The 24,596-nt window shown below is 71.9% G+C and carries 25 protein-coding genes; 11 read left to right on the top strand and 14 right to left on the bottom strand.

The window, feature by feature from the left end; translation table 11 throughout:
* Window positions 1-101 precede the first annotated feature (101 nt).
* On the bottom strand, window positions 102-941 hold the full coding sequence (locus HPC71_RS08690) for an inositol monophosphatase family protein (RefSeq protein WP_171896570.1): 840 nt from the start codon (window positions 939-941) through the stop codon (window positions 102-104).
* A complete protein-coding gene (locus HPC71_RS08685) occupies window positions 938-2,071 on the bottom strand; it encodes a ferrochelatase (protein WP_154611874.1) in 1,134 nt (377 codons plus the stop codon). The genes HPC71_RS08690 and HPC71_RS08685 overlap by 4 nt, the downstream gene beginning before the upstream one ends.
* 76 nt (window positions 2,072-2,147) lie before the next feature.
* Here HPC71_RS08685 and HPC71_RS08680 point away from each other — a divergent pair, with 76 nt between their 5' ends.
* The 3 genes from HPC71_RS08680 (at window position 2,148) to HPC71_RS08670 (ending at window position 6,146) form a co-directional block, all read left to right on the top strand.
* On the top strand, window positions 2,148-3,329 hold the full coding sequence (locus tag HPC71_RS08680; protein ID WP_154615199.1) for an MFS transporter: 1,182 nt from the start codon (window positions 2,148-2,150) through the stop codon (window positions 3,327-3,329).
* 90 nt (window positions 3,330-3,419) lie between these two features.
* Window positions 3,420-4,721 carry a D-arabinono-1,4-lactone oxidase gene (locus HPC71_RS08675; protein ID WP_171896569.1) on the top strand — a complete coding sequence of 434 codons (1,302 nt, stop codon included), beginning with the start codon at window positions 3,420-3,422 and terminating at the stop codon, window positions 4,719-4,721.
* 255 nt (window positions 4,722-4,976) lie between these two features.
* Entirely contained in the window at window positions 4,977-6,146 is a 1,170-nt protein-coding gene (locus tag HPC71_RS08670) for an HNH endonuclease signature motif containing protein (RefSeq protein ID WP_171896568.1), read from the top strand.
* A gap of 200 nt (window positions 6,147-6,346) precedes the next feature.
* On the opposite strand, the gene HPC71_RS08665 is transcribed toward HPC71_RS08670, so the two are convergent.
* Complete coding sequence (locus tag HPC71_RS08665) at window positions 6,347-6,697, bottom strand: Imm8 family immunity protein (protein WP_154615197.1); 351 nt, start codon at window positions 6,695-6,697, stop codon at window positions 6,347-6,349.
* Between the two features lie 826 nt (window positions 6,698-7,523).
* On the opposite strand from HPC71_RS08665, the gene HPC71_RS08660 reads away from it, so the two are divergent.
* A complete protein-coding gene (locus tag HPC71_RS08660; RefSeq protein ID WP_154615196.1) occupies window positions 7,524-7,787 on the top strand; it encodes a hypothetical protein in 264 nt (87 codons plus the stop codon).
* Window positions 7,788-7,817: 30 nt separating this feature from the next.
* Here the strand turns inward: HPC71_RS08660 and HPC71_RS08655 are convergent, their stop codons facing one another.
* The 5 genes from HPC71_RS08655 to HPC71_RS08635 all read right to left on the bottom strand — a co-directional run bounded on the left by HPC71_RS08655 (window position 7,818) and on the right by HPC71_RS08635 (window position 11,589).
* Window positions 7,818-8,258, bottom strand: coding sequence for an ASCH domain-containing protein (locus HPC71_RS08655; protein WP_216656577.1), 441 nt, complete (start codon window positions 8,256-8,258; stop codon window positions 7,818-7,820).
* Window positions 8,219-8,932 carry a VOC family protein gene (locus HPC71_RS08650; RefSeq protein WP_154615195.1) on the bottom strand — a complete coding sequence of 238 codons (714 nt, stop codon included), beginning with the start codon at window positions 8,930-8,932 and terminating at the stop codon, window positions 8,219-8,221. The genes HPC71_RS08655 and HPC71_RS08650 overlap by 40 nt, the downstream gene beginning before the upstream one ends.
* Window positions 8,933-8,944: 12 nt before the next feature.
* The gene (locus HPC71_RS08645; RefSeq protein ID WP_154615194.1) at window positions 8,945-9,814 is read right to left on the bottom strand and encodes an ABC transporter permease; all 870 of its coding nucleotides are present in this window, start codon (window positions 9,812-9,814) and stop codon (window positions 8,945-8,947) included.
* Entirely contained in the window at window positions 9,811-10,809 is a 999-nt protein-coding gene (locus tag HPC71_RS08640; RefSeq protein ID WP_154615193.1) for an ATP-binding cassette domain-containing protein, read from the bottom strand. Before HPC71_RS08640 ends, HPC71_RS08645 begins: the two co-directional genes overlap by 4 nt.
* Before the next feature lie 162 nt (window positions 10,810-10,971).
* Window positions 10,972-11,589, bottom strand: coding sequence for a trimeric intracellular cation channel family protein (locus tag HPC71_RS08635; RefSeq protein WP_171896567.1), 618 nt, complete (start codon window positions 11,587-11,589; stop codon window positions 10,972-10,974).
* Window positions 11,590-11,677: 88 nt separating this feature from the next.
* Here HPC71_RS08635 and sepH point away from each other — a divergent pair, with 88 nt between their 5' ends.
* Window positions 11,678-12,700 carry a septation protein SepH gene (gene sepH, locus HPC71_RS08630; RefSeq protein WP_154615192.1) on the top strand — a complete coding sequence of 341 codons (1,023 nt, stop codon included), beginning with the start codon at window positions 11,678-11,680 and terminating at the stop codon, window positions 12,698-12,700.
* A gap of 27 nt (window positions 12,701-12,727) precedes the next feature.
* Here the strand turns inward: sepH and HPC71_RS08625 are convergent, their stop codons facing one another.
* On the bottom strand, window positions 12,728-13,552 hold the full coding sequence (locus tag HPC71_RS08625; protein ID WP_171896566.1) for a sulfurtransferase: 825 nt from the start codon (window positions 13,550-13,552) through the stop codon (window positions 12,728-12,730).
* A gap of 65 nt (window positions 13,553-13,617) precedes the next feature.
* Between HPC71_RS08625 and HPC71_RS21070 the strand changes: the two genes are divergently transcribed.
* Both HPC71_RS21070 and HPC71_RS08620 read left to right on the top strand, forming a co-directional pair.
* Window positions 13,618-15,033, top strand: coding sequence for a TolB family protein (locus HPC71_RS21070; RefSeq protein ID WP_230084357.1), 1,416 nt, complete (start codon window positions 13,618-13,620; stop codon window positions 15,031-15,033).
* A complete protein-coding gene (locus tag HPC71_RS08620) occupies window positions 14,925-15,527 on the top strand; it encodes a thymidine kinase (protein ID WP_230084369.1) in 603 nt (200 codons plus the stop codon). Before HPC71_RS21070 ends, HPC71_RS08620 begins: the two co-directional genes overlap by 109 nt.
* A gap of 3 nt (window positions 15,528-15,530) precedes the next feature.
* Here HPC71_RS08620 and HPC71_RS08615 read toward each other — a convergent pair whose 3' ends face one another.
* On the bottom strand, window positions 15,531-15,953 hold the full coding sequence (locus HPC71_RS08615) for a VOC family protein (RefSeq protein ID WP_154615191.1): 423 nt from the start codon (window positions 15,951-15,953) through the stop codon (window positions 15,531-15,533).
* A gap of 50 nt (window positions 15,954-16,003) precedes the next feature.
* On the opposite strand from HPC71_RS08615, the gene HPC71_RS08610 reads away from it, so the two are divergent.
* From HPC71_RS08610 to HPC71_RS08595, 4 genes are all read left to right on the top strand, one after another.
* Complete coding sequence (locus HPC71_RS08610; RefSeq protein ID WP_154615190.1) at window positions 16,004-16,510, top strand: hypothetical protein; 507 nt, start codon at window positions 16,004-16,006, stop codon at window positions 16,508-16,510.
* Between the two features lie 87 nt (window positions 16,511-16,597).
* Complete coding sequence (locus HPC71_RS08605) at window positions 16,598-17,770, top strand: GIY-YIG nuclease family protein (RefSeq protein ID WP_154615189.1); 1,173 nt, start codon at window positions 16,598-16,600, stop codon at window positions 17,768-17,770.
* A 577-nt stretch (window positions 17,771-18,347) separates the two neighbouring features.
* Complete coding sequence (locus HPC71_RS08600; RefSeq protein ID WP_257866212.1) at window positions 18,348-19,508, top strand: ATP-binding protein; 1,161 nt, start codon at window positions 18,348-18,350, stop codon at window positions 19,506-19,508.
* 314 nt (window positions 19,509-19,822) lie between these two features.
* A complete protein-coding gene (locus HPC71_RS08595; RefSeq protein ID WP_154615187.1) occupies window positions 19,823-21,106 on the top strand; it encodes an ApeA N-terminal domain 1-containing protein in 1,284 nt (427 codons plus the stop codon).
* A gap of 68 nt (window positions 21,107-21,174) precedes the next feature.
* Here the strand turns inward: HPC71_RS08595 and HPC71_RS08590 are convergent, their stop codons facing one another.
* The 4 genes from HPC71_RS08590 to HPC71_RS08575 all read right to left on the bottom strand — a co-directional run bounded on the left by HPC71_RS08590 (window position 21,175) and on the right by HPC71_RS08575 (window position 24,522).
* The gene (locus HPC71_RS08590; RefSeq protein WP_154615186.1) at window positions 21,175-21,678 is read right to left on the bottom strand and encodes a hypothetical protein; all 504 of its coding nucleotides are present in this window, start codon (window positions 21,676-21,678) and stop codon (window positions 21,175-21,177) included.
* A gap of 173 nt (window positions 21,679-21,851) precedes the next feature.
* Window positions 21,852-22,736 (bottom strand): nuclease-related domain-containing protein, encoded by an 885-nt coding sequence (locus HPC71_RS08585; RefSeq protein WP_253943958.1) that lies wholly within the window; start codon window positions 22,734-22,736, stop codon window positions 21,852-21,854.
* 44 nt (window positions 22,737-22,780) lie between these two features.
* Window positions 22,781-23,926: an alkaline phosphatase family protein gene (locus HPC71_RS08580; RefSeq protein WP_171896564.1), complete on the bottom strand. Its 1,146-nt coding sequence runs from the start codon at window positions 23,924-23,926 to the stop codon at window positions 22,781-22,783.
* Window positions 23,927-23,937: 11 nt separating this feature from the next.
* Window positions 23,938-24,522, bottom strand: coding sequence for a DUF5998 family protein (locus HPC71_RS08575; protein ID WP_154611892.1), 585 nt, complete (start codon window positions 24,520-24,522; stop codon window positions 23,938-23,940).
* Window positions 24,523-24,596: the final 74 nt, after the last annotated feature.

Raw genomic sequence — 24,596 nt, 5'->3', positions numbered from 1 at the left:
TCGGGCTCGAATGCCACCAACGGCGCCAGATTGTGCACCATCGGCGGGTGGATGCCCACACCGGGAGGGTGGGCAGGGCGGAAACATCAGGGTCAGGTGCCCTATTCCAGGGCTGCGTAACCCGACGCGACCACCGCGGCGCGAAACTCGTCGAACCCGTGGGCGGGCGCCGCGACCATCAGGTCGCGTCCACCGACGCCGGTCAGCAGCTCCGTGCGGGCGCCCGCGGCCCGCGCGACCAGCCCGCCCGCGGCGTGGTCCCACAGGTGGATGCCCTCCTCGACGTAGGCGTCGACGAGGCCCTCCGCGACGTGGCACAGGTCCAGCGAGCAGGCCCCCAGGCGGCGTACGTCGCGCACGCGCGGCAGCAGCCGCACCAGGGCCCGGGCCTGGAGCTCGCGCAGCCCGGCGTCGTAGGAGAACCCGGTCGCGACGAGCCGCCGGCCCAGCGGCGTCGGGGGCGCGACCCGGATCGGCGCCCCGTCGCGGGTCGCGGTGGCCGTGCCGTCGGCGGCGACGTGGGCGACGTACTCGGTGCCGGTCGCGGCGTTGACCACGACGCCCGCCACGACCTCCGCGGTGCCGTCGGGGCGGGTGACCTCGGCGGCGACCGAGACGGCGTACTGCGGGATGCCGTAGAGGAAGTTCACGGTGCCGTCGATGGGGTCGACGATCCAGCGCACCCCGCTGGTGCCGGGTACGTCGTCGCCCTCCTCGCCCAGGACGGCGTCGTCGGGGCGCCGCTCGCGCAGCATCGCCCGGACCAGCGTCTCGCTGGCCCGGTCGGCCTCGGTGACCACGTCGACCTCGCTGGTCTTGGTCGCCGCCACGCCCACGCCGCGCGCGGCGTGCTCGCGCACCACCTCGACCGCCGCGCGGGCCGCCTCCAGCGCGACGTCGCGCAGCTGCTCCCCCGACGGCGGGTCCGCCGCAGCGCTCACTGGTCGATCGGCTCGCGCTCGCCGGTCAGCGTCGGGACGGCGCCGCGCGGGTTGGCGCAGCAGCCGACCGGGCAGCGGTCCCACATCGGGCCGATGGAGCCGACCGCGGCGCGGGCGACCTCCTCGCCGCGCTCGACCGCGGCCCGCTCGAGCAGCAGGTCGCGGACCGCGCGGACGAAGCGCGGGTCGGTGCCGGCGGTCGCGGCGCGCCGGGCCGGGAGGCCGAGCTCCTCCGCGGTCGCCATCGCCTCGGTGTCGAGGTCGTAGATGACCTCCATGTGGTCGGAGACGAAGCCGACGGGGACCATCACGACCGCCGGGACGCCCTGCTCCTTGAGCGCCGCGAGGTGGTCGTTGACGTCGGGCTCGAGCCACGGCACGTGCGGCGCGCCGGAGCGCGAGCAGTAGACGAGCTCGTGCGGGTGCGCCCGCTCGGTCTCGGTGCGCACCCGGTCGGCGATGACCTCGGCGACGTCGAGGTGCTGGCGGACGTAGGCGCCGCCACCCTGGTCCGGCGGGCCGGACAGGTCGTTCATCTGGGTGGGGATCGAGTGGGTGACGAAGACCAGGTGGGCGCCGTCGCGTACGTCGTCGGGCAGGTCGGCCAGCGCGGCCAGGGTCGCGTCGACGACCGGCTCCACGAACCCGGGGTGGTTGAAGTAGTGGCGCAGCTTGTCCAGCTTCGGGGCCGTCGCGCCCTCGGGGAGGCCCTCGACGGCGGCGAAGAGGTTCTCGCGGTACTGCCGGCAGCTCGACCACGAGGAGTAGGCGCTGGTCATGAAGCACGCCGCCCGGCGCACCCCGTCGGCGGCCATCTGCGCCAGGGTCTCGGTCAGGTAGGGGTCCCAGTTGCGGTTGCCCCAGTAAACCGGGAGGTCGACGCCCGCCTCGGCGAGGTCGGCCCGCAGCTCCTTCAGGAACGCGCGGTTCTGGTCGTTGATCGGGGACTTGCCGCCGAAGAGGTAGTAGTGCTCGCCGACCTGCTCGAGACGCTCGCGCGGGATGCCCCGGCCGCGGGTGACGTTCTCCAGGAACGGCACCACGTCGTCGGGCCCCTCGGGGCCGCCGAAGGACACGAGCAGGAGGGCGTCGTACGGCGCCGGGTCGACGTTCGGAGCGGGGCTGGACATGGGCTCATCGTAGGGAGCGCGGCCAACGCCCCCGCGATTGGTGGGCGCCTCGGCGCGGACCTAGATTGGCCCGGCCATGACCGCTGTCGCCGCCTATCGCCGCATCCTCAAGAACCCCGGCGCCGCCCTCTTCAGCGCCACCGGACTGGTCGCCCGGCTCCCGATCTCGATGGCCGGCCTGGGCATCGTGCTGCTGGTGGAGTCCTCCACCGGCTCCTACGGCGTGGCCGGCGCGGTCTCGGCGGCGTACATGGTCGCCAACGCCCTGCTCGCCATCGTCCAGGGCCGCCTGCTCGACGCGCTCGGCCAGGGCCGGGTGCTGGCCACCGCCAGCGTCGTCTTCGGCATCGCCATGGTCGTGCTGGTCACCTCGGTGGAGGCGGGCTGGCCGATCGGCGCGACCTACGCCGCGGCGGCCTTCGCCGGCGGCTCGCTGCCCCAGATCGGCTCGTGCGTGCGGACCCGCTGGTCCTACGTGCTCGAGGCGCCGGCGGACAAGCAGACGGCGTACGCCCTGGAGGCGGTCGCCGACGAGACGGTCTTCATCATCGGCCCGATCCTCGTGACGCTGCTCGCGACGACCGTGGACCCCGTCGCCGGCCTGGCCGTGGCGATCGTCGCGGGCGTCAGCGGCAGCCTGGCCTTCGCCGCCCAGCGCGCCACCGAGCCGCCCCCGCACCGCCACGACCACTCCACCGGCGCCCGCCCGCCGATGCCGTGGCGCACGGTGGCGCCGCTGGCGGTCGGCAGCGCCGCGCTCGGCGTGCTCTTCGGGGCCGCCGAGGTGACCACCGTGGCCTTCGCCGACGAGCAGGGCAACGAGGCGTACGCCGGCGGGCTGCTGGCCGTGTGGGCGCTCGGCAGCCTGGTCGCCGGCTTCGTCACCGGCGCCGTCGCCTGGAAGCGCGGGCCGGCGGTCCGGGTGCGCTGGGGCGCCTTCGCGATGGCCTGTGCAATGGCCCCGCTCTACTTCGTCGACACCGTGTGGCTGATGGGCGTGGTCCTGCTCGCCGGCGGCCTGGCGATCGCCCCGACGCTGGTGGCGACCATGTCGCTGACCGAGCGGGTCGTGCCGGGCAGCCGGCTGACCGAGGGGATGGCGATCATGCAGACCGGCCTGGTCGCCGGGGTCGCGCCCGGCGCGACGATCAGCGGCTTCGTCGTCGACCACCAGGGCGCCTCGGCCGCCTACCTGGTCAGCCTCGGCGCCGGGGTGGTCGCGGCCCTCGCCGCGCAGCTGCTCCCCCGCGGCGACTGACCCGGCGACTGAGCCGACGACTGAGCCGACGACTGACCCGCGCCCGGCGATCCCCGCACCTCGCCGTGGCCCGCCGGATAGGTTGCCGCCGTGGAGTGGAGCAACTGGTCGGGGCTGGAGCAGGCACGTCCGAGCCGGGTGGTGCGGCCCGCCGACGCGGCCGCGATCGCGGCCGAGGTCGAGCGCGCGCGGCAGCGCCGCAGCACGGTGAAGATGGTCGGCACCGGCCACTCCTTCACCGCGATCGCCGCGCCGGAGGAGACGATGCTGGTCCCCTCGGCGATGGCCGGGATCGTGGCGGTCGACCGCGCGGCGCTGACCGTGACCGCGCTGGCCGGCACCCGGCTCCAGGACCTCAACGAGGGGCTCGAGCGGCTCGGCCTGAGCCTGCACAACATGGGCGACATCGCCGAGCAGACGATCGCCGGCGCGGTCTCGACCGGCACGCACGGCACCGGCGGGCTCGCGGGTGGGCTGGCCGCCCAGCTGGCCGGCCTGGAGCTGGTCACCGGCACCGGCGAGGTGCTCCGGGCGACGGCGGAGGAGAACCCCGAGGTCCTCGAGCTCGCCCGGGTCGGTCTCGGCGCGCTCGGGGTGCTGACCACGCTGACCTTCCGGGTCGAGCCGCTGTTCCTGCTGGAGGCCCGCGAGGAGCCGATGGCGTGGGACGCCGCGCTGGCGACGTACGACGAGATGACGGCGAGCAGCCACCACGTCGACCTCTACTGGTTCCCCCACACCGACCGGACGCTGGTCAAGCGCAACGACCGGCTCGCCGCCGACGTCTCCGAGGCCGAGCCGCTGCCGCGGTGGCGCTCCTGGCTCGACGACGACTTCTTGTCCAACTCCGTCTTCGGGGTGCTCAGCGCCGCCGCCAACCGCGCGCCGGGCGTGATCCCGCGGATGAACCAGGTCAGCGCCCGCGCACTCGGCGCACGGACCTACAGCGACGTCGCGCACCGGGTCTTCACCTCGCCGCGCCACGTCGTCTTCCGGGAGATGGAGTACGCCGTCCCGCGCGAGGTCGGGCTCGAGGTGCTGCGCGAGTGCCGCCGCGTCATCGACGCCTCCGACGTGACAGTGAGCTTCCCCGTCGAGGTCCGCTCGACGCCGGCCGACGACGTGCCGCTGTCGACGGCGTCCGGCCGGGACTCGTGCTACCTGGCCTTCCACACCCACCGCGACGCCGACCACCGCCGCTACTTCGCGCTCGTCGAGCCGGTGCTCCGCGCCGCCGGCGGGCGGCCGCACTGGGGCAAGGTGCACACGATGGCGGCCGCCGACCTCGCGGCCGTCTACCCCCGCTTCGGGGACTTCCTGGCCCTGCGCGAGCGGCTCGACCCCGACCGGGTCTTCGCCAACACCTACCTGCGGCGCGTGCTGGGCGACTGAGCCCGAGCTCAGCCGGCGGCGCGCGGAGCGGGTTCCCGCATCGTGCCGAGGGGTTGCGGGGACGGCTCTGAAACTTGTCGAGATCTCGTCTCGATATGCGGTCTGACCTGGGGAAACAGCGCCCTGACTGTCGGTGGCGAGTGCTTGAGTAGACCCATGGCCAAGGACTCGCGACACCACGCACACACCGTGTGCCGGGCTGTCGCAAAGTCCCGGAAGAAGACCCGTGCAGCGGCGACCGCGGAGCTGTGGTCGATGTCCGACGAGGACGTCGAAGCGACCCTGGTGGAGGTGTCGCGGCTGCGTGCGCAGGCCGAGGCGTTGGAGCTGCGGCTGGTCGCGGAGGCCGACCGGCGGCATGCCGGTGAGCGGGCCGGCGCGACCGACACCGCTTCGTGGTGGGCGCACCGCACCAGGCAGGAGCGTCGGGTGGCGAAGGGCCGGGCGCGGCTGGCGGAGTCCCTGGAGCGGCACGAGCCGACCTCGGCTGCGCTGGTCGAGGGTGCGATCAGCGTCGACCACGCCCGCGTCATCACCACGTGTGTCGACCGGCTGCCCGAGGACCTGGAGGATCCGACGGTCCCGGCGCGGGCCGAGCAACACCTCCTTTCCGAGGCGCAGCACCTCGACCCGAAGACGCTCGCGGTGCTCGCCAAGCATGTCCTGACCGTGGTCGCGCCCGAGATCGGGGAGGCCCGGGATGCCCGGGCCTTGGAGCGGGAGGAGCGGGAGGCTCGGGCGAATGCGTGGCTGACGATGTGCCCCGACGGCAAGGGATCGGTGCGCGGGAAGTTCTCCATTCCCGAGCTGCACGGCGCGATGCTGCACAAGATGCTGCTCGCGTTCGCCGCGCCGAAGCACCAGGCCACCACCAAGGACCCCGACGCCGAGGCAGCCGAGCAGGTCGAGCGACGCCCCTCGCCGGAGCGGATGGGCGATGCGTTCTGCGAGCTCCTCGAACGCCTCCCCACCGACCAGCTCCCCAAGCTCGGCGGGCTCAACGCCACCGTCGTCGTGACCATCGACGTCGACTCGCTCATGGACGGGCTGGCGCCCGGGGTGCTCGACGACGGCGGGGTCATCTCCGCCGCCACCGCCCGGCGGCTGGCGTGCGAGGCCGGACTGATCCCGGCCGTGCTGGGCTCGAGGTCCGAGCTGCTCGACCTCGGTCGGAGGACGCGGCTGTTCTCCGGTGCTCAGCGGCGGGGGCTGAACCTGACCCAGCCGACCTGCACCGCCGAGGGGTGCGACTGGCCGGCCCATCTCTGCCACGCCCACCACGACCAGCCCTGGTCCAGCGGCGGGACGACCGACCTGGCCAACGCCCGGAACCTCTGCCCCCGGCACCACACCCGGATCCACGACCCCGCCTACGAGACCACCCACCTGCCCGGCGGGCGGGTCGCCTTCCACCGAAGGACATAGACCGACCGAGCAGATCCACCGAAGCCGCATTCCTCGACCACAGCAGCCGACCCCAGCCCATCACGAGCCCAGTGGTGCCGATCGACGACCTGCACCGACGCCCCGCGGGACGACTGCGCATCCGCGACGCTCGACGGGCCGGTCGGCTCAATCCGGGCCGAGTGAGTCGACCGCTCATGCCGATGAGCGGACGCCCCGGCTCAGTGCGTGTAGTCCTCGAACTCCCAATACGCCCACCGGCCGAGTCGCTCGCCCACCTCGGCCCAGGTGTCGCCGGAGACCGCGCTCACCTTGGATTCGATCCAGGTCTGCAAGGCGCTCACGGAGAATAATTCGAAGTTGACGACGAGATGGTGGCGGCCGGGATAGAAGCCGCTGCCAGCCTGCCGCGCGAGCCACTCAGGGGTGCAGACCGTCAGGTCGAAGGACTCCTCGCCGGACCCGTCGGCAGGACCGGCGATGAAGCGAACGTCGACGGCAAAGTCGGCAGGCTCGATGGGGAGCGATCGCGGGTCCGGGCTCATGGTGAACGAGCGCAAGGCGGCGTGCATCGCGCCATCGTTTCAGTGACCGCCCGGATCTGCCGCGATCCGCGCTGCAAGGGCCGAGTGAGCCCCTACCCGCAAGGACCCGTTGGACGATTGCAGGTTGGTATCGACTCGCCGCCGCATCGCCACGCCTCGCAACCAGGCAGGACAATGCGGCATGCGGTGGCGGCGGGTGCTTCCCGGGGTGGTTCTCGGATTGGCAGCAGCGACTTCAGCCTGCTCCGCAGGCGAGACACAGGCGACTACGCCCGCGCTCGACACACCCGCCCACGCTGGTCCGAAGCCGATCCTCCTCATACACGAAACGAGACCGCGCTTTAGCGCTGGAGCCGTCATCGGCGGCGAACTCGTCGTCACGCGCCAACGCTGCGTCGGGATCCGGTTCAAGGACTTCCCTTCGGTCGAGGATGCCGACGAGACGTACGCGCTCGTTGCGCCCGCCGGGTCTTACGTCACCGCCGACGGCGCAGCCGTTCACTTCCCGCAGGAGGGGACTGTCCCGTTCGGCAGCGAGGTCACTTTTGGGGGCGCTTTCGGGAATACCGGTCGCTCAGTGAGGTCCCCGAGCCCTGGCGCCCTTGCTCAAACAGGCAGCACGGATTCGCAGCGGTGCACTCGACCTCCTGACGGCCGTTCGACCACCTGTCGTCCTGCCCATCATCAGCGCATTCCGGCCAGAAAGAGGCGCGCGGACGGCGGACTGAGAATCCTCCAGATTCAAGCCGGTGCCCCGTTCCCCGCCGACCCCGAGGCCGAGGACTACGCGCGAGCGGCCCTCACCCGGGCCGAGCCCGGCGACCACACCGTCGTCGTCGTCGTCGAGGTCCCCGTGCGGGCGCTCCTGCTGCTGGAGGAGACCGCGGCCGCCATCATGCGACTCGTCGCACACGCCCTCCTCACCGGCATCCCCGACCTGACCGCACACGCCCGCCACGTCCTGGCCGCCTGGCGCGAGCACGGCGCCCAGCCCTACCGAGGCCACACCCGCGCGATGCCGTACGCCGACATCATCGACTCCTACGTGCGACGCATCGGCGCCCATCGCGAGGTCACCTGGGCCGCGGAGCCTCCCGCGGCCGTCCTGAGCCGCTGAACCGCCGCCCTCGACCCACGCGCCCGCGGGTCACGCCGGCGGGCCCACCAGCCGGAACCGGAGGCACACGATGGGGGTCTGGTCCTCGACCGGGGTGCCGACCCGCTCCCAGTAGCGCCGGTGCCCGGCCCGCCAGTCCGCCAGGTCGGCGTCGCCCTCGCCCTCGGCCTGCGCGAAGGACCACGGGACGCCGTCGAACGGCGTCACCTCCACCCCGGTCACCTCGACCGTGCCGACGTGCGCGCCGTCGTCGTCGACCAGCGCGAGCCGCTCGCCGACGTGCTCGAGCTCCTCGCCCTCCTCGTCGTACTCGCTCAGCAGCCCCGCCGTCGCCTGCTTGTCCCCGGCCAGGACGAGACGGTTCAGCTCGGCGCGCAGCGCCCCGGGCGTCCCCAGCTCCAGCGCGCGGAGCCCGCCGACCCGCGGCCAGGTCACCACGCGTCCCGCGCGGGCGAGGAGGTGCACACGCACGCCTTGTTGCCGTCGACGTCCGCGACCACGGTGTACGCCGGCGCCTGGCTGTCGTCCACGACGATCCCGCCGGCGGCCACCGCCGCGGCGATCCGCTCCTCGGCGACCTCGGGCGCCACCCACACGTCGACGTGGAACCGCTGCCGCGGCGGCTCGTGGGGCTCGGTGTCCTGGAACCACAGCAGCGGCACCTGGCCGGTCGCGTCCCAGACGTCGCCGCCGCCCGCCCCCGCGCCCTGCGGCGAGCCGGTGAGGAGCGCTGCCCAGACCGGGGCGAGCAGCGCGGAGCGGGCCGTGTCGAGGGCGAGCTCGATCGTGGTGACCGACCCCGGCTCGGGGACCGCTCCCTGCTCGCCGGCGAGCTCGGTGATCCGGCGGGCGAGGTCGACGTCGCGCTGGGTCACCCACTCCACGACGTGCTCGACGCCCGCGGCGTCGCGGTGGACCGCGTCCGGGCTGACCAGGCGCAGGTCGACGTGGCCGCCGTGGGCGGTGACCCGGGGCGCGGCGGGACCGACCGCCCCGACCTCCTCGGCCGCGTCGGCCACCGCCGCGAGCAGCCGGCCCCCGGCGGCGAGGTCGGTGACGGCGTACCGGCCGTGCAGCGCCTGGCCGAGCTTGCGCCAGTCCGCGAGCCCGGCCGCGGCGATCTCGGCGTTGGTCAGCAGGTCCATGCCGGTGCTCCTCTAGGTCTTCCGGTTGTACAGGCGCAGCGCGATCGGGGCGAAGACGGCGGTGATCGCCACCGACAGCACCACGACGAGCAGGATGTCGCCACCGTCGGCGGCGTCGTTCATCAGGCCGCGGGCGGCCTCGACGAGCAGGGTGACCGGGTTGACGTCGACGAAGGACTGCAGCCAGCCCGGCATCGTCTCCGGCGGCGCGAAGACCGAGGAGACGAAGGTGAGCGGGAAGAGCACCATCATCGAGATGCCCATGACCGCGTTCGGTGTGCGGACCTTGAGCCCGACGATCAGCCACAGCCAGGTCAGCGAGACGCAGAAGAGCACCAGCAGCGCGACGGCCGCGACCACGCCGAGGAAGCCGCCGGGGGCGCGGTAGCCGATCGCCACGCCGACGGTGAGCACGACGGCCGAGGCGAGGACGTAGCGCAGCGCGTCGCCGAGCAGCGCCCCGACCAGCAGCGCCGGGCGCCACACCGGGAGCGAGCGGAACCGGTCGAAGACGCCCTTCTCGATGTCGGTGTTGATCGTCATCGCGGTGTACATCGTGATGAAGATGACCGTCTGGGTGAGGATGCCGGGCAGGGCGTACTGGAGGTACTCCCCCGGCGATCCGGCCATGGCCCCGCCGAAGACGTAGGTGAACATCAGCGTGAACATGATCGGGAACATGGTCACGTCGAAGAGCTGCTCGGGGACGTGCTTGATCTTCAGCAGCGCCCGCCACCCGTAGGTGAGCGAGGCCGAGACCGGACCGGCGTGCGGGGGGCGCTCGGCCCCGCCGACGGCGGCGATGACGGACGCGTCGAGCGAGGGCACTGCATCGCGGGTGGGCTCGCGGGGGGTGGGCTCGGCCCGGGTCGTGGTGGTCATGCCGGGACCTCCTCTGCGGTGGGCTCGTGGTCGGGATTCGGGTCGGCGCCGTCGTCGGCGGGACGGCCGGTGAGGGCCAGGAAGACCTCGTCGAGGCTGGGCTGGCCCAGGGAGTACTCGGTGACCCGCAGGCCGTGCTCGCCGGCGCGGTGCAGCGCGCCGGCCACCCGGGTCGGGTCGCCGACCCGGAAGGACAGCGAGGCGGGGTCGGAGTCGAGGACCGCCTCGGCGGCGAGCGCCTCGGCGAGCAGCGTCGCCAGCGCGGGCCGGTCGCCCGGGTCGGCGATGCGGACCTTCAGTGCGCCCGAGCCGACCGAGGCCTTGAGCTCGCCGCTGGTGCCCTCGGCGATCACCCGGCCGTGGTCGATGACCGCGATCCGGTCGGCGAGCTGGTCGGCCTCCTCGAGGTACTGCGTGGTCAGCAGCACCGTCGTGCCCGCCCGCACGAGGGCGCGGACGATCTCCCAGACCTGGTTGCGGCTGCGCGGGTCGAGCCCGGTGGTCGGCTCGTCGAGGAACATCAGGTCGGGCCGGACCACGATCGACCCGGCGATGTCGAGGCGCCGCCGCATGCCCCCGGAGTAGGCCTTGACCTGCTTGCGCGCCGCCTCGGTCAGGTCGAAGGCCGCCAGCAGCTCCGCGGCGCGGGCCTTGGCGGCCGCACGGGAGTAGCCCTGGAGCCGGGCGATGAGCACGAGGTTCTCCGTGCCGGAGAGGTCCTCGTCCAGCGAGGCGAACTGGCCGGTGAGCGCCACCTTCGAGCGGACCTCGTTGGCCTCGCGCACGACGTCGTGCCCCAGGACGCGGGCCGTGCCGCCGTCGGGTGGCAGGAGCGTGGCGAGCATCCGGATCGTGGTGGTCTTGCCGGCGCCGTTGGGCCCGAGCACGCCGTACACGCCGCCGGCGGGAACCGCCAGGTCGACGCCGTCGACGGCGCGGGTCTCGCCGAAGGTCTTGACGAGACCGTGGGTCTCGATGGCCAGGTCCGCTGTCATGCCGGTCACGGTGCCACCTCGCACCGACAGTGGTCACGGGGGTCTCGTCGGGTTCGCATGGTCCGTCCGACCCGGACCGGCCCTGGGACTCATCGGCGGGCCCCGTGAAGGACCGGTGGTGGACCGGCGCACGGCCCCGTCGACGGAGCGCCCGGCCGGGGCTCAGACGCTCGCGGAGCCGGTGGGCCGCGGGGCCTGCCATCCCCGGAAGATCGCGAGCAGCCGCCACACCAGGCAGACCATGGCGCCGGCGAACGTGACCAGGCTCTGCGGGGCGTCAAGCTCGGTGCCCATCACCGCGACGAAGGCGCCGGCCAGCGCCGGGGTGGCGTACAGCTCGCCGCGGAAGACCACCGGGACCCGCCCGGCCAGCAGGTCGCGCAGGATCCCGCCGCCGATCCCGGTCGTCATCCCGAGCAGCGCCGCCGGGATCGGGCCCAGGCCGTAGTCGAGGGCCTTGAGCGCCCCGGCGACGCAGAACAGCGCGAGACCGAAGGCGTCGAAGACGTTGATGGTGCGCTCCATGCGCCCCAGCGCCGGGTGGTAGCCGAAGGTCAGCAGGCCGGCCGCGACCGGCACGAACAGGTAGCGCCAGTCGGTGAGGGTCTCCGGCGGGGTCGCGCCGATGAGCAGGTCGCGGACGAAGCCGCCGCCCAGGCCGGTGGTGCCGGCGAGCAGGATCACGCCGAAGACGTCGAGGTCCTTGCGCACCGCGACCAGCCCACCGGAGATCGCGAAGACGAAGATCCCGGCCAGTTCGAGGGCGACGAGCGTCGGCACGCTCGGAGGCTACCCGTCCTAGCGATCGGTCTGGCGTAGGCTCTGGCCCCACGACCTGCAGGAACGACCGGGCAAGGACCAGACATCCATGGCGCACCTCGAGCTCACCGGAGTGAGCGAGGACGGGAAGCGCCTGCTGCTGACCGACGACACCGGTGCCGAGCACGAGCTCGACATCGACATGCGCCTCCGGAGCGCCCTGCGCGAGCACCCGCCGAGACGTTTGGAGAAGCAGATGGAGAGCACCCTGCGGCCCCGCGACATCCAGGCCCGGATCCGCTCCGGGGAGTCTGCCGAGGACGTCGCCGCAGCCGCGGGGACCACGGTGGACCGGATCATGGCGTTCGCGGGCCCCGTGCTCGACGAGCGCCGGCACGTCGCCGACCGCGCCCAGCGCTCGTCGGTACGCCGCCGGTCCGGCGAGACCGCCGGCACCGCCCGCACCCTGGGCGAGGCCGTCGAGGCGCACCTGCGCTCGCTGCACGCCGACCCCGAGCGGGTCGTGGAGTGGGACTCCTGGCGTCGCGACGACGGCCGCTGGAGCCTCGTGGCGGCGTACGAGACCCCGAAGCGGAGCGGGATCGCCGAGCTGACCTTCGACCTGCCCGGCAACTTCGTGCTGCTCGACAACGACGACGCCCGGTGGCTGGTGGGCGAGGTGCTGCCCGAGCCGGCCCCCGCCCGCGACGACCTCCAGCAGGTCCGCCAGCGCCGGCTGACCACCGTCGACCCCGTCGACCAGGAGCTCCCGCTCGGCGACGACGCCATCTCGCTGGTCCACGACGAGCCGGTCGACGCCTTCCTCGACACCGAGCCGCCGGCCGAGCCGGCCGTCGCCGCCCGCGAGCACGACCTCGGCGAGCAGGCCGCCGACGCGGTGGCCCTCGACGACGCCGCCGACGAGGCTCTCACCACCGAGCAGCCGGCCGTCCGCGACGACGCGGGCAACGCGGCCGGGGACCAGGCGAGCGACCAGGCGAGCGACCAGGCCGGCGACGAGCCCGCGCCCGCCGAGCAGCCCCCGCCGCGCCGCCCGGTCCGCAAGAGCCGCGGCCGCGCGTCGGTCCCCAGCTGGGACGAGATCATGTTCGGCGGCGGCAAGCAGGACTGAGCCGCCGCGCGGCGCGGCCGGCCGCGGTCAGTCCTGTCCGGTAGCGACCGGCCGGCTGGGGTCGGCGACCCACTCGCTCCAGCTGCCCGGCCACAGCGCGGCCCGCACGCCGGCGACCTCCATCGCCAGCACGTCGTGCGCGGCGGTCACCCCCGACCCGCAGTACGCCGCCACGTCGGCGTCCGGCGTGGCCCCGACGGCCGCGTAGACCGCGCGCAGCTCGTCGGCCTCGCGGAAGCGTCCGTCGGGCCCCAGGTTGCTGCTCGTGGGCACGTTCACCGCGCCGGGGACGTGCCCGGCGACCGGGTCGATCGGCTCGGTCTCGCCGCGGTAGCGCTCCGCGGCCCGGGCGTCGACCAGCACCCCCACGTCGAGGACCCGGTCGACGTCGACCACCGGCATCGAGCCCGGCCGCGCGGTGAAGTCCCCCGCCGGCGGCGTCGTCGGCCCGGTCTCCACCGGCCCGCCGGCCGCGAGCCAGGCCGGCCAGGCCCCATCGAGCACCCGCACGTCGGGGTGGCCGTGGAAGCGCAGCAGCCACCACGCCCGCGCCGCGGCGTGCCCGGCCCAGTCGTCGAGGACCACCACCGGCCGGTCGCCGCGGACCCCCGCGCGGCGCATCGCGGCCTCGAAGACCTCGACCGGCGGCAGCGGGTGGCGCCCCCGCGGGCCGGGCGGCGCCGCGAGGTCGCGGTCGAGGTCGACGTACGCGCTGCCCGGCACGTGGCCGCGCTCGAACTCCGCGCGACCCGGCGGCCCGCCGAGCCGGTAGCGCACGTCCAGCACCGTCGGCGCGGCGTCGCCGGCCAGTGCTTCGCGCAGCTCGTCGGTCGTGGTCAGGGGTGAGGTCACGACCCCATCCTGCCCGCCCGAGCAGCCCCCTGGCGGCCGGCGGCGAACGCGCCTACCGTCGCTGCATGCGAGCGCGCGGCGGGTGGCCCCTCGCGGCCGGGACGGTCGCCGCCGTGCTGGCGTTCCTGGTCAGCCCGCTCCCCGCCGGGGGCGCCCCGGGTGTCGCGGGACCGGCCGCGCTGCCCGACCGGCTGGCGGGCTACTCGTGGCTGACCGGGGACGTGTCGGACTCCGCGCCCGGGCGGGCGGTCGCCCTGCTCCAGCACGGGTACGGCGTCGAGTTCATGGACTGGCCCCAGGCGGTCGTCATGGGCTGGCGCGGGGACTCCTACCGGCGCGTCGGCGAGGCCGAGGATCGCGCGGGCGGCGAGACCCAGGGCGACCCGGCACCCATGCTGCTCTCTCCCGACGGCCGCATGGTGGCGGTCGGCGACCACCGCGCCGACGACCCGGACGCCCCGGACCTCGCCGTGGTCGACCTGGGGACCGGCGGGACGACGTACCGACCCCTGCCCGCGGGCGGGAGCATCCGCCCGCTGGCGTGGTCGGCGGACAGCCGGCTCATCGCCTATCTCGTGAGCGGCCCGACGAACCCCTACAGCAGGCCCGGCCAGGGCGGCGACCTCCTCGTGCTCGACCTCGCCACCGGCCGGGCCACCCCCGTGCCCGGCGCCGAGGACGTGGTGCGGGCGGCGTTCGACCCGACCGGGTCCCGGCTCGCCGTCCAGCACACCCGGGCCTCCGGTGGGGGTCTGGCCGTGGTCGACACCCGCGACGGGAGCACCCGGACGATCAGCCGCGCGGCGCTGCCGGGGCCGGCGGCGTGGTCCCCCAACGGTCGGCTCCTGGCGGTCCTCCGCGGCGGGGGCAGCACGCCGGCGGTGTCCTTCCTGGACCCCCGCACCGGCGCCCTTGTCGGCGACCCGGTGACCGTCGCGCCCGCGGTGCCCGGCTCCACCCTCGTGCTGGGGTGGACGGGTCCCGACAAGGTGGTCGCGTTCGTGCCGGGCCCGGCGGGTGCCGCGAGCGCAGGCGACGACGAGGACCGCGAGGTCGGTGAGGACGACTCCGTCTGGCTCGGGGTCGTCCCGCTCGACGGGGGCGAGCCGCGCACGCTCACCGAGCTCGGGGACCTCGACTCCTTCGGGGTGGCGACGTGGCAGCTGGCCCAGGACGCGCTCCCCGGACTCGAGATCCGCAGCGCCCCCGGCGCCGACCGCGGGCCCTGGCCGTGGCCGTGGCGGGCCGCGCTCGCCGGGGTCATCGGCGCCCTGGCCGCCTGGGGCACCACCCGGGTCACCCGCCATGACAGAATCCGCCGGTGGCGGAACTGCACTTCTTCACCGGGACGATGGACTCCGGCAAGTCGACCCTGGCGCTCCAGACCAACCACAACCACGCCGCACGCGGCCGGTCGGGCCGGATCTTCACCGCCCACGACCGGGCCGGCGAGGCCCGCATCTCCAGCCGGCTCGGGCTGACCCACGAGGCGCTCGAGGTCGGGCGGGACTTCGACTTCTGGCGCTACGTGGTCGACTCGCTCACCCGGGGCGGGCGGATCGACTACCTGGTCTGCGACGAGGCGCAGTTCTACACCCGCGACCAGGTCGACCAGCTCGCCAAGCTCGTCGACGAGCTCCAGATCGACGTCTTCGCCTTCGGCATCCTCACCGACTTCCGCACCGCCCTCTTCGAGGGCTCCCAGCGCCTCGTCGAGCTCGCGGACCGGATGAACGTCCTCCAGGTCGAGGCGCTGTGCTGGTGCGGCAAGCGCGCCACCCACAACGCGCGGACCGAGAACGGCGTCATGGTCGTCGAGGGCGACGTCATCCTCGTCGGCGACGTCGACGACGCCGGGACCGTGCCCGCCGACGTCGCCTACGAGGTGCTCTGCCGCCAGCACCACCGCCGCCGGCTCACCGCCGCCCGCGCCAAGGCCGTCTCGCTCGCCCCCGAGCCGCTGCCGTTCGGCTGACCGCTACGCCTGGGTCTCCCCCGGCGCCGGCCACACCGGACGCCCGTCGACCCAGCTGACGCCCTGGTTGCGGCACAGGCAGAACGGGTGGCCCACCGGGTCGACGTACACGCGGAAGCCGTACCCGTCGGCCTCGACGTGGTCCTGCTTCAGCTCGGCGCCGAGGCCGACCACCCGGGCGTGCTCGGCCTCGATGTCGTCGACCTCGAAGTCGAGGTGGAACTGCTTGGGGTGCTCGCTCTCCGGCCACCGCGGCGCCCGGTAGTCCTCCACCGGCGTGAACGCCAGCTCGACCTCACCGGCCTGGAGGCCCGCCCAGTGCTCGGTGCTGCCCTCCTTGACCGGCAGCCCCGTGACCGCCGCGTAGAAGCCCGCCAGCGCCATCGCGTCCGGGCAGTCGATGATGACGTCGGTCAGTCGCAGCATCCCGCGATCGTGCCACGCACCGGGCCCCTGCTGGTGGCACACTCCCCCGGGTGACGGTCGACGCAGCGCCTCGGGAGCAGACGTACGACGTGCCGACCTCGGCGTGGGTGCTGGCCTGGGCCTCGGTGGTGATGCAGCTGACCGCGCTGGCCGAACGCGGCGCCGCCAACGGCGAGGCTGCTCTCATCTCGGTGCCGCTGTCGGCGCTGGTCGTCGCCTGGTTCTCGGCCGGCGTCATCCGCGCCCGGATGGTCCGCACCTGGCTCGCCGGCATCGTCCTGCTGCTGGTGACCATCGGCAGCGTCGTCGACCTCGTCACCGGCCCGCCTCTGCTCGACCTCGTCGGGACGGCCGCCGCGGTCGCCGCCTTCGCAGCGTTCGTCTCCTACGTCCGCAGCGACTGCTTCGCCGCGCTCCGCGCCGACCGCGACGCCAGCCCCTCCGGCCTCGGCGGCCTCGTCGCCGTCGCGATCCTCGTCGGCGCGCTCGGCGGGCTCATCGCTCCCCTGGACGGCCCCGACCAGGGCCCTGGCGTCCACCTGCGCATCGGCCTGTAGCCCGGTTCCTCCAATGCGCGGGCATGTCGCGGATAGGTCCCGTCCACGGGTGGACCTCGCGGTGATCGGTCGAGAAGGATGGCGGCCATGGCCGACGACATCGTCACCGCTGCGTTGGAATCTCTGGCTGCCGGCAAACTGTGCCGCTCCGCTGCGGTCGACCTCGTTCCGAGGTCACCTGGCCTCTATGCCTTCCACGGCGACGGGGCCGCGTGGTCATCACTCGGCCTCGTTCCCGACTTCGAGAGCCAGCCCTTGTACGTCGGGAAGGCCGAGCGCAGCCTGAACGGCCGCGACGTCGGCACCCACTTCGCGACCGGGAAGACCGGATCTTCGACAGTACGGCGCAGTTTGGCGGCCCTTCTCGTCGATGAGCTCCTACTCATCGCCGTGCCGCGTAATCAGACGAAGCCTGACGGCAGCGCCAACTTCGCACTCGACAGCGCGAGCGACGAGCGCTTGAGCGCTTGGATGGATGAGCGGCTTGCGCTGTCGACCTGGGTGAAGCCTGACGGCGTCGTCGTCGACGAGGTCGAGACCGAGGTCGTCCGTCGCCTCCGTCCTCCGCTCAACCTCGACAAGGTTGGTGAGCCGCGGACGCGGCTGCGCGAGGCGCGCCGACGAATGGCCGATGTCGCCCGCGCCTGGGGGCCCGCGCTCCCGGCAGCGGACGAGGCCCAGGGCTTCGTCGCTCCCGAAGTCCCCGAGTTATCCGGATCTGAGTCGTTCGACGGCCTCGACGCTTGCGTCACCGACTTCTGGCGTTTCGCGATGAGCGACCTTCGTACGAACGCCGTCCGGGGCTATCTCGCCGAGTTCTTGGTCGCTCGCGCCGTCGGTGCGACCGGTCGGCGAGTCGAGTGGGACCCCTACGACGTGACAGCTCCCGACGGGACGCGCATCGAGGTCAAGTCGGCCGGATACCTCCAGGCGTGGGCGCAGCGGAAGCTCAGCACACCAATGTTCCGGGTCGCCGCCGCTTCCGCTTGGAATGCGGAGACGGGCAGCTGGTCCGCCGAGCGACAGTTCAACGCCGACGTCTACGTGTTCTGCCTCCAGACGGCCAAGACCCACGAGGACTACGACCCGCTAGATGTCTCTCAGTGGCAGTTCTACGTCGCAGACCGGATGCGCATCGAACGACGGTCCGCAGTCTCCATGGGACTACCCGCACTCGCGGCGCTGGCCGGTCAGCCAGTTCTCTACGCAGACCTTCGCGCCGCTGTCGTCGCTGCCGCCGAAGCCGGACGCGTCTCCTGAGAGGAACGGCCCCCGCCATGGGGACTGCGCGCAAGTCGTGCTGTCGAGCCCATCTATGGCGGCGAAGTGACGCACGCACACGGCCGCTCTCCCCAGTCGAGCGAGAGAGCGGCCGCTCCGGTATCAGCCCTTACCGAGGGTGCTACCGGCCTTCGACTTTGCGCCCTTGGATGATCCATCGGACGCGAGGGTCTTGCCCGCCTTCGACAGCGCGGGCTTGCTTGGCTTCTTGCTAGCCATGTCGTCACCTCCTCTCATCACCATGATGAGTGGAGCCACCGACAGTCCTGGCAGGTCTGCTCGACCGCCTCGCCGCGGCGATCACCCTAACGACGAATCCGTCGGGTCTGAGGAGCACGTCAGCGGCGATAAGACGCTTGTTCCCGTCGAAACGACTAGGCGCGCAGCGTACTTTGAGCCTGTGCCGAGGCTCGGGGTTGGCGCGCGAGCGACCCGCTAGGGTGCGTTCACTTCACCCACAGGAGCACCGTTGACTGTCCCTGCAGTTCCTTCAGACCCACCGGTCGTTCCATATCGACCTAATCCATTCGCGCCGCGCCCAGGCACGCGGCCACCGGTGCTGGCTGGACGCAGCGCGGAGATGGCAGCCGCCAAGCAGCGCTTGGACACCGTCGCTAGCGGTGGCGTGTTTGCTCCCGGTCTCTTCTTTCTGGCTCCGCGGGGGTTGGGAAAGACGGCACTGCTTGAGGAGATCGGGTCTCTCGCTGCTGAACGAGGCTTTGTTGTAGCGGCCGCGACCGCCGGCAATGGACAGGAACTTGTAGACGTAATCGCTTCCGCGATCCGACGTGAACTATCTAAGGGCCCTCAGGAACTTCGCCAACGTGTCGTAGATGTCCTCGCCCGCCTGAGTGTCACGGTTTCGGTGCCGGGCGTGCAGTTGGGCGTGTCAGCACCGCCTGTCAGTCAGTACGACGGCCTCCTAACTTTCGCGGCCGCGTTGCAAGAACTGAGTACCGCGGTGAGGGAGGCCGGGTACGCGGGCGTGGCCATCATCGTTGACGAGATACAGCAGGCAACGAACGAGAGCTTGAGGCAACTCCTTCCAGCTTTACAAGAGCTCGGAGGTAGGACGTTCAACTCTCCGGTGGCCTTCTTTGCGGCGGGCGTCGTCTCAACGCCGCGAACCCTGGCGGCGGTCTACGGATTCGCCGAACGGTTTGAGTATCGGATGCTTGAACGTCTCGACGACGTGTCGGCAGCCATCGCTTTCCACGCGAATCCCGAATCCGAAGTCGAATGGCTTCCCGGTTCATTGGACGCCGCAATCGCGGTGGCCGCAGGTCACCCGTTCATCATCCAGTCAGTTGGCCACTACGCCTGGGAGGAGAGCGGTGCTACACAGGCCCTGAAGCCCGGGATCGTGCGGGCCGACATCGAGGTGGCCAGCGAGTTGGCTGCTCGGGATCTGCAGCGCATCTTCTCTGCGCGTTGGGAAGATCGAACCGACGCGGAGCGTGAAGTGCTCGGTCAGGTCGCTCGCTACCCGGACGGTGTTAGCCGGTCCGTTCTGGCGCTCGCCATTGCCCTTCCTCGTGACGCTGTGGACAGGGCAGTCCGGGAGCTTTACGACGACGGCTGGCTCGACGTTCGGGGTCTCGAGCATGTGGTGTACGCATACGAGGGCATCAGAGCGGTGGTGACTGGAAGGCTCGGCTCGCACGGTGGCGCAACGCAGGTAACCGGGCAGTTTCCTTCGGCCGGCGATAGTTCATGAGCGTTTCCGTGTCCGGGACGCTCCCAGCCGAATCTGCGCGCGCACCATGTGATGCCAGCTGGAGTTGGTCGGGTGCAGGCGCACGGCACGCGGCGGAATGGGGCAGGTCAGACTGACACCGGACGGTGCAGCAGTCCCGACTGACTCCCAGAAGGTGCCTGCGTCTTGTTGCACTTCCTGGCTGCTACTCCGGAACGCGCCGCCAGTCACTTCGTCAGCGGATGCATGGATGTCGGAGTTGACGTGCAAGGTGCTTCCCAGGCGATCGCGAGAGGAGCATCAGTGCATTCGAGAAACAGAGAGGTGAGTTCGCGGTGAGGCGAGCTGAGCAGGTCAACCAACTGCGCGAGGGAGTCGTCGGCGTGTTAGCACCAGCTACTGACCCGCCACAGGACCGGCTGCTGACTGGGCTGGTCAAACTCGACGAGAACGCGATCGTCGCAAAGCTTGTCGCCGATGACGACGCCTTTGATGACGAGAGACTCCCAATCGACGCCGCGGCTGTTGGCGGAAGCACAGAAGCTGGCGACATCCTGCTCGTTGACCTCAGGACCCGAGGGGATGGCCCCGGTCAGCTTAGGGTCGCCAAGTACACGGCGCACGGGGTCCTCGTCGAGGTTGACCTGACGTTGGTCGACGCCGACCATGTCGCCGCCGTGCAGTTCGCATACCACGGGCTACACAACTGGCTCCCAGAGCGAATCTACAAAGACGATCCGCTCATCGAAGACGGCAAGCTTGTCGGTTGGAGCGCCGAGCTCCGCTATGCCAAGGGGATCACGGTCCCGCTCGACGACGGATTCACATTGCGGTTCAGCACGGGTTGGAACGTGGGGGGCGAGTTTGATCGTCGGACCTTCGCGACACCGCTCAACGTCACCGTCGAGTCCAAAGAGCGACGAAGCATCCGCGAACACATCGGTCGACTCGACGCCGTTCACGCGCTCCTCAACATCGCGCACCGCGAACGGGTTCAGGCATTCGGTGGCTCTGCAAGGTTGACCGAGGATTCCGACTGGTGCGCCTTCTGGGAGACGACATTCATGTCGAAGGACGGCACCCATGACGTCGCGCACTTCTTTCCCTACTTCGGCCTCGACGAGATAGGAGGCATCACGGCGGTCGCGAGATGGATCGACATCGCGCGGGGTCACAGGCGCGCGGTTACTCCAGTCGTGCGACATGTCCTCGAGCCCAGCCAAACCCCGGAGGCGCGACTCCTCTCAACTGCGGCTGCCATGGAGTCGTGGATAGCCGCGCATCGACGGAGTCAAGCCTGGGCGAAGAAGGTCGAGAACGAGGACCTGCCCGGTGCCATCATTCGAACGGTCGATCCATCCTGGAACGACTGGATCGGGGACTCGGACGAGTGGCTTCGCCAGTTCTGGGCGTCGTACAACCATGTCAAGCATCGGCCCGAGGACGACCTCGACCCCAACTTGGTGAACGCGCTCGAGATCGCTGGCCGCTGGCTACTTACTGCCGCAGTCCTAGACAAGTGCGCGGGCAACATGGAGCCGAGCCGACACCTCTTCGGCACCTCACTCGGAGTCGTCGGAGGCAACGTGCGCGGAGTGCTGGGAACATCTCTACGTTGATACTTGGCCGCCTGGCTCACCCGGCTGGAACGCGGCGAAGTTGGGCAGGTCACGCGCGAGTAGGTCACCTACTCGCAGAGTTCGCAGACTCCGGACACTGACCGCTCGATGAAGTGCACCTCGCACAGGCCGCCCCACTCGTCGAGACGTTGAGCTCCGCCGCCATTGTGCGGGGCAAACCAAGGAAGTTCGATGTGCTCGCGATCCCTGAAGTCGACGTAACCCTTGCCGATCCAGGATGCTCCTAAGCCGTTCACTCCCAGCGCGATGTAGGACTCGCTCGCCGGGATCCAGATCGAGTCGTGCTCGATTCCGACGATCGCCTTTCGGATAAGTCTCTTCGCCTCGTCCGTGCGGTGCCCGAAAGCCTCGAGCGCGTCGTCGAGAGACTCGAAGTACTTCCGCCCAACTCCCGCGATCTCCTTCTCGCAGTGCGAGCAGTAGCCGTTTTGATTGACCTGCTCGGGGGTAGCAGGGGTGAGTTCCGAAGTGCCCGACAGATGGGGACAAGCACGAATGTGGACCTTGCCCCTGGCGTGCGTAACGAAGATCTGTTCGCTCATCTCTGGCACGGGTCAACTCTAAGCCGACCCGCAGGTGCCCGCCCGATGCTTGCCTGCGCAGGCGGCGGGACGTCGCAGCCCTCTGAGTAGCCCATAGTGGGCGAAGTGCCCGTGATCTCGATCATCGCCGGGTTCGTCGCCGACGCAACGCCGGGAGCCGCCGGTATCTCGCGTCGCACGGTTCAGGCCGGAGGCACGGCCCGGGCGAGACGCGCATGCAGGTCGGCGACCTGCGCAGCATGCGGCCCGTCGGAGGCGAGGCGCGGGTAGAGCTTCTTCGGCCAGAGCACGTCGACCCCACGGGTGGTGAATGCGCCGCCGATCAAGGGCCAGTCGGACTCGATGAAGCACAGGACGCCGAGCACGGGGACGTCCTCGTCGACGATCAACCGGACGAGCTCGACCTGCTTGAGGACGCCGTCGACGAGCTTGGTCTGGTCGCGGGTGCCGACCATGAGCTTCTCGACCCGGGGGCGGAGGACGCCGCCCTCGACGCGGAGGGACGGGCGCTTGCCGACGTACCGCTTGGCGTCGATGACGTAGATGCCCGTCGGGGTGACGGCGAGGTGGTCGATGTTCGCGCGGGTGCCGGGGATCCGTCGGTCGTGGAGCACGCGGAGGGTGTCGGTCGCGAGCTCGTCGAGCCGGGTGCCGAGCCGCTCCTCCCCGAGCGCACCGGCGTCCCACGCGGTCGTCGACTGCGGGTCGTCGCTCAGGGCGAGGATCAGGCCGCCGAGCTTGGGATGCTTCGCGCGGATGCGCTCCTCGCGCTTCGCCTGGCGACGCTCGTACTCACGCCGGGCGGAGGCTCCGGCGACACCGGCATCGACCGGCCCGGCCTCCACCACGGCGACGCCCGCTCCAGGGGCTTCCGGAGCTGCGGGAGGCTCTCCGCCGATCACGACCGCGACGTCGGCCGACACCGGCGGGGAGCAGGACAGGCACCGGACGGTCTTGGTCGCACGTTCGTACACGGCTTCGGTGCGGGCGTCGAGCGCGGCGTTGCAGACCCGACAGGTCCCGGCGTAGCGCAGCCGCATCCGCTTCTCGGCGAGCTCCTGGGACACAGGACGACGCTAGAGGCCGACCCGCGTCCCCGCGGGAGAACGAGTCAGTCCACCAGCACCGGGATGAGCATCTCCTCGGGCGTGAGCGACCCGTGCAGGCCGACGAGCGTCTTCTCGTAGGCGAAGTCGGTGGTGGAGAAGATGCCATGGTCGCCGGTGGAGGCGACGACGACGTCGCCGAGGCGCGGGAGGACGGAGGCGTCGACGGGGCCGAACCAGCCGCGGCGGATCGCCTGCTCGCGGGTGAGCACGGTCGCCCGCTCCCCCAGCACCGACGACCAGGCGGCGGCGACGTCGTCGACGGCGCCGCGCTGGCAGTAGAGGTGGCGGAAGCGGGCCTCGCCGCCGAGCAGGGCCACGCCGTCGCGGAGCGCGGGGTGGTCGTCGACGTCGAGGCGGTGGTCGGGCGGGCAGTCGACCATGCCGTGGTCGGCGACGACGACGAGCCGGACGTCGGTGGGCAGCGCCTCGCGCAGCTGCTCGGCCTCGGAGTCGATGCTGGAGAGCTGCTGGAGCCACTGGCTGGAGGAGACGCCGTACTTGTGGCCGGTCCAGTCCAGGTCGCTGTCGTAGAGGTAGGTCAGCGAAGGCCGCTCGATCGAGGCGGCCACCGCGGCGGCGATGCGCTCACCGACCTTGTCGGCGCCGACGTACTCCGCGCCGCGCGAGCCCACCATCGTCAGCCCGCTGCCGGCGAACTCCCGCTTGTTGACCACCGTCGTCGTCACGCCGGCGGCGCGCAGCCGCGCGAAGGCGGTCGGGTGCGGCTGCCACTCGAGCGGGTCGACGTCCTTGGGCCACATCAGCGCGTTGAGCAGCCGGTCGGTGCCGGGCACCCGGGAGGTGAAGCCGACCAGGCCGTGCACGCCGGGCACCAGCCCGGTGCCGAGCGAGGTCAGGCTGGTGGCCGTCGTCGAGGGGACCCCGGCGGTCGCCGGCTCCTCGCGCAGCAGCGAGGAGAGGTACGGCGCGTAGTGGGCGTAGCGCTCCAGGAGCCGGTGGCCGAGGCCGTCGACCAGGAACACGACGTACGACGACGCCGGCGGCAGGACCAGCCCGGTGGGCGCGGGGCGATCCAGGCTGGTGGCCGGCTCGATTCCGAGCGCGACGGCCACCGCGGGCACGATGTCGGACAGCGACCGCTGCCCGTAGGCGGGCTCGTGGAACCCCGCCTCGCCGCCCCCCGTCACGACGACCCGGCTCAGCCGTGGGTGGCCGCGGAGAGCGACTCGGCGAAGGAGAGCAGCCCGTGCACGGCGTCGGCGCCGTCCGCGGCCGCCGAGACGCGCAGCGAGAAGTCGTCGGAGGACAGCACGCCGGTGTAGCCGTGGTCGGCGTCGCACTCGGGGTCCGAGCAGCCCGCGGGCTCCAGGTCGATCCGGGCGACGCCGCCCCACCCGACGGTCATGACGACCTCGGCGGGGCGCGAGGGGCCCTTGGTGGGGTTGGCGATGTTGCGGGTGACGACGACCGACTTCACCGCGGAGAGGCTGACGGCCTCGGTGGAGGTCGAGGTGTAGGGCTCGGGGAGGAGGTCGTCGCCGGGGTGCTCGTCGGTGTGGGCGAGGACCAGGCGGCTCGGGGTCAGCACCACGACGCTGAGGTGGCGACGGACCTCGTCGCGCTCGAAGGTGGGCTCGTGGTGGACGAAGAACGAGACGACCTGCTCGCCGCCGACCGCCGCGGCGACGCCGTCCGCGACGACCTCGGGGTAGTAGCCCGTGCGGTCGATGGCGTGCCGGAGCTCGGTGGCCCGGTCCCGGTCGTCGGTGGTGCGGGTGCGCATGCCAGAAGTGTGTCACGCGGCACCCCCGCGGCCCCAACGGCACCGGGGGTGGCTCGGGGCGGCTCGGGAGCGGC

This window comes from Nocardioides marmotae (assembly GCF_013177455.1).
Classification (GTDB): Bacteria; Actinomycetota; Actinomycetes; order Propionibacteriales; family Nocardioidaceae; genus Nocardioides; species Nocardioides marmotae.
This window is presented reverse-complemented; position numbering and strand designations above follow the sequence as displayed.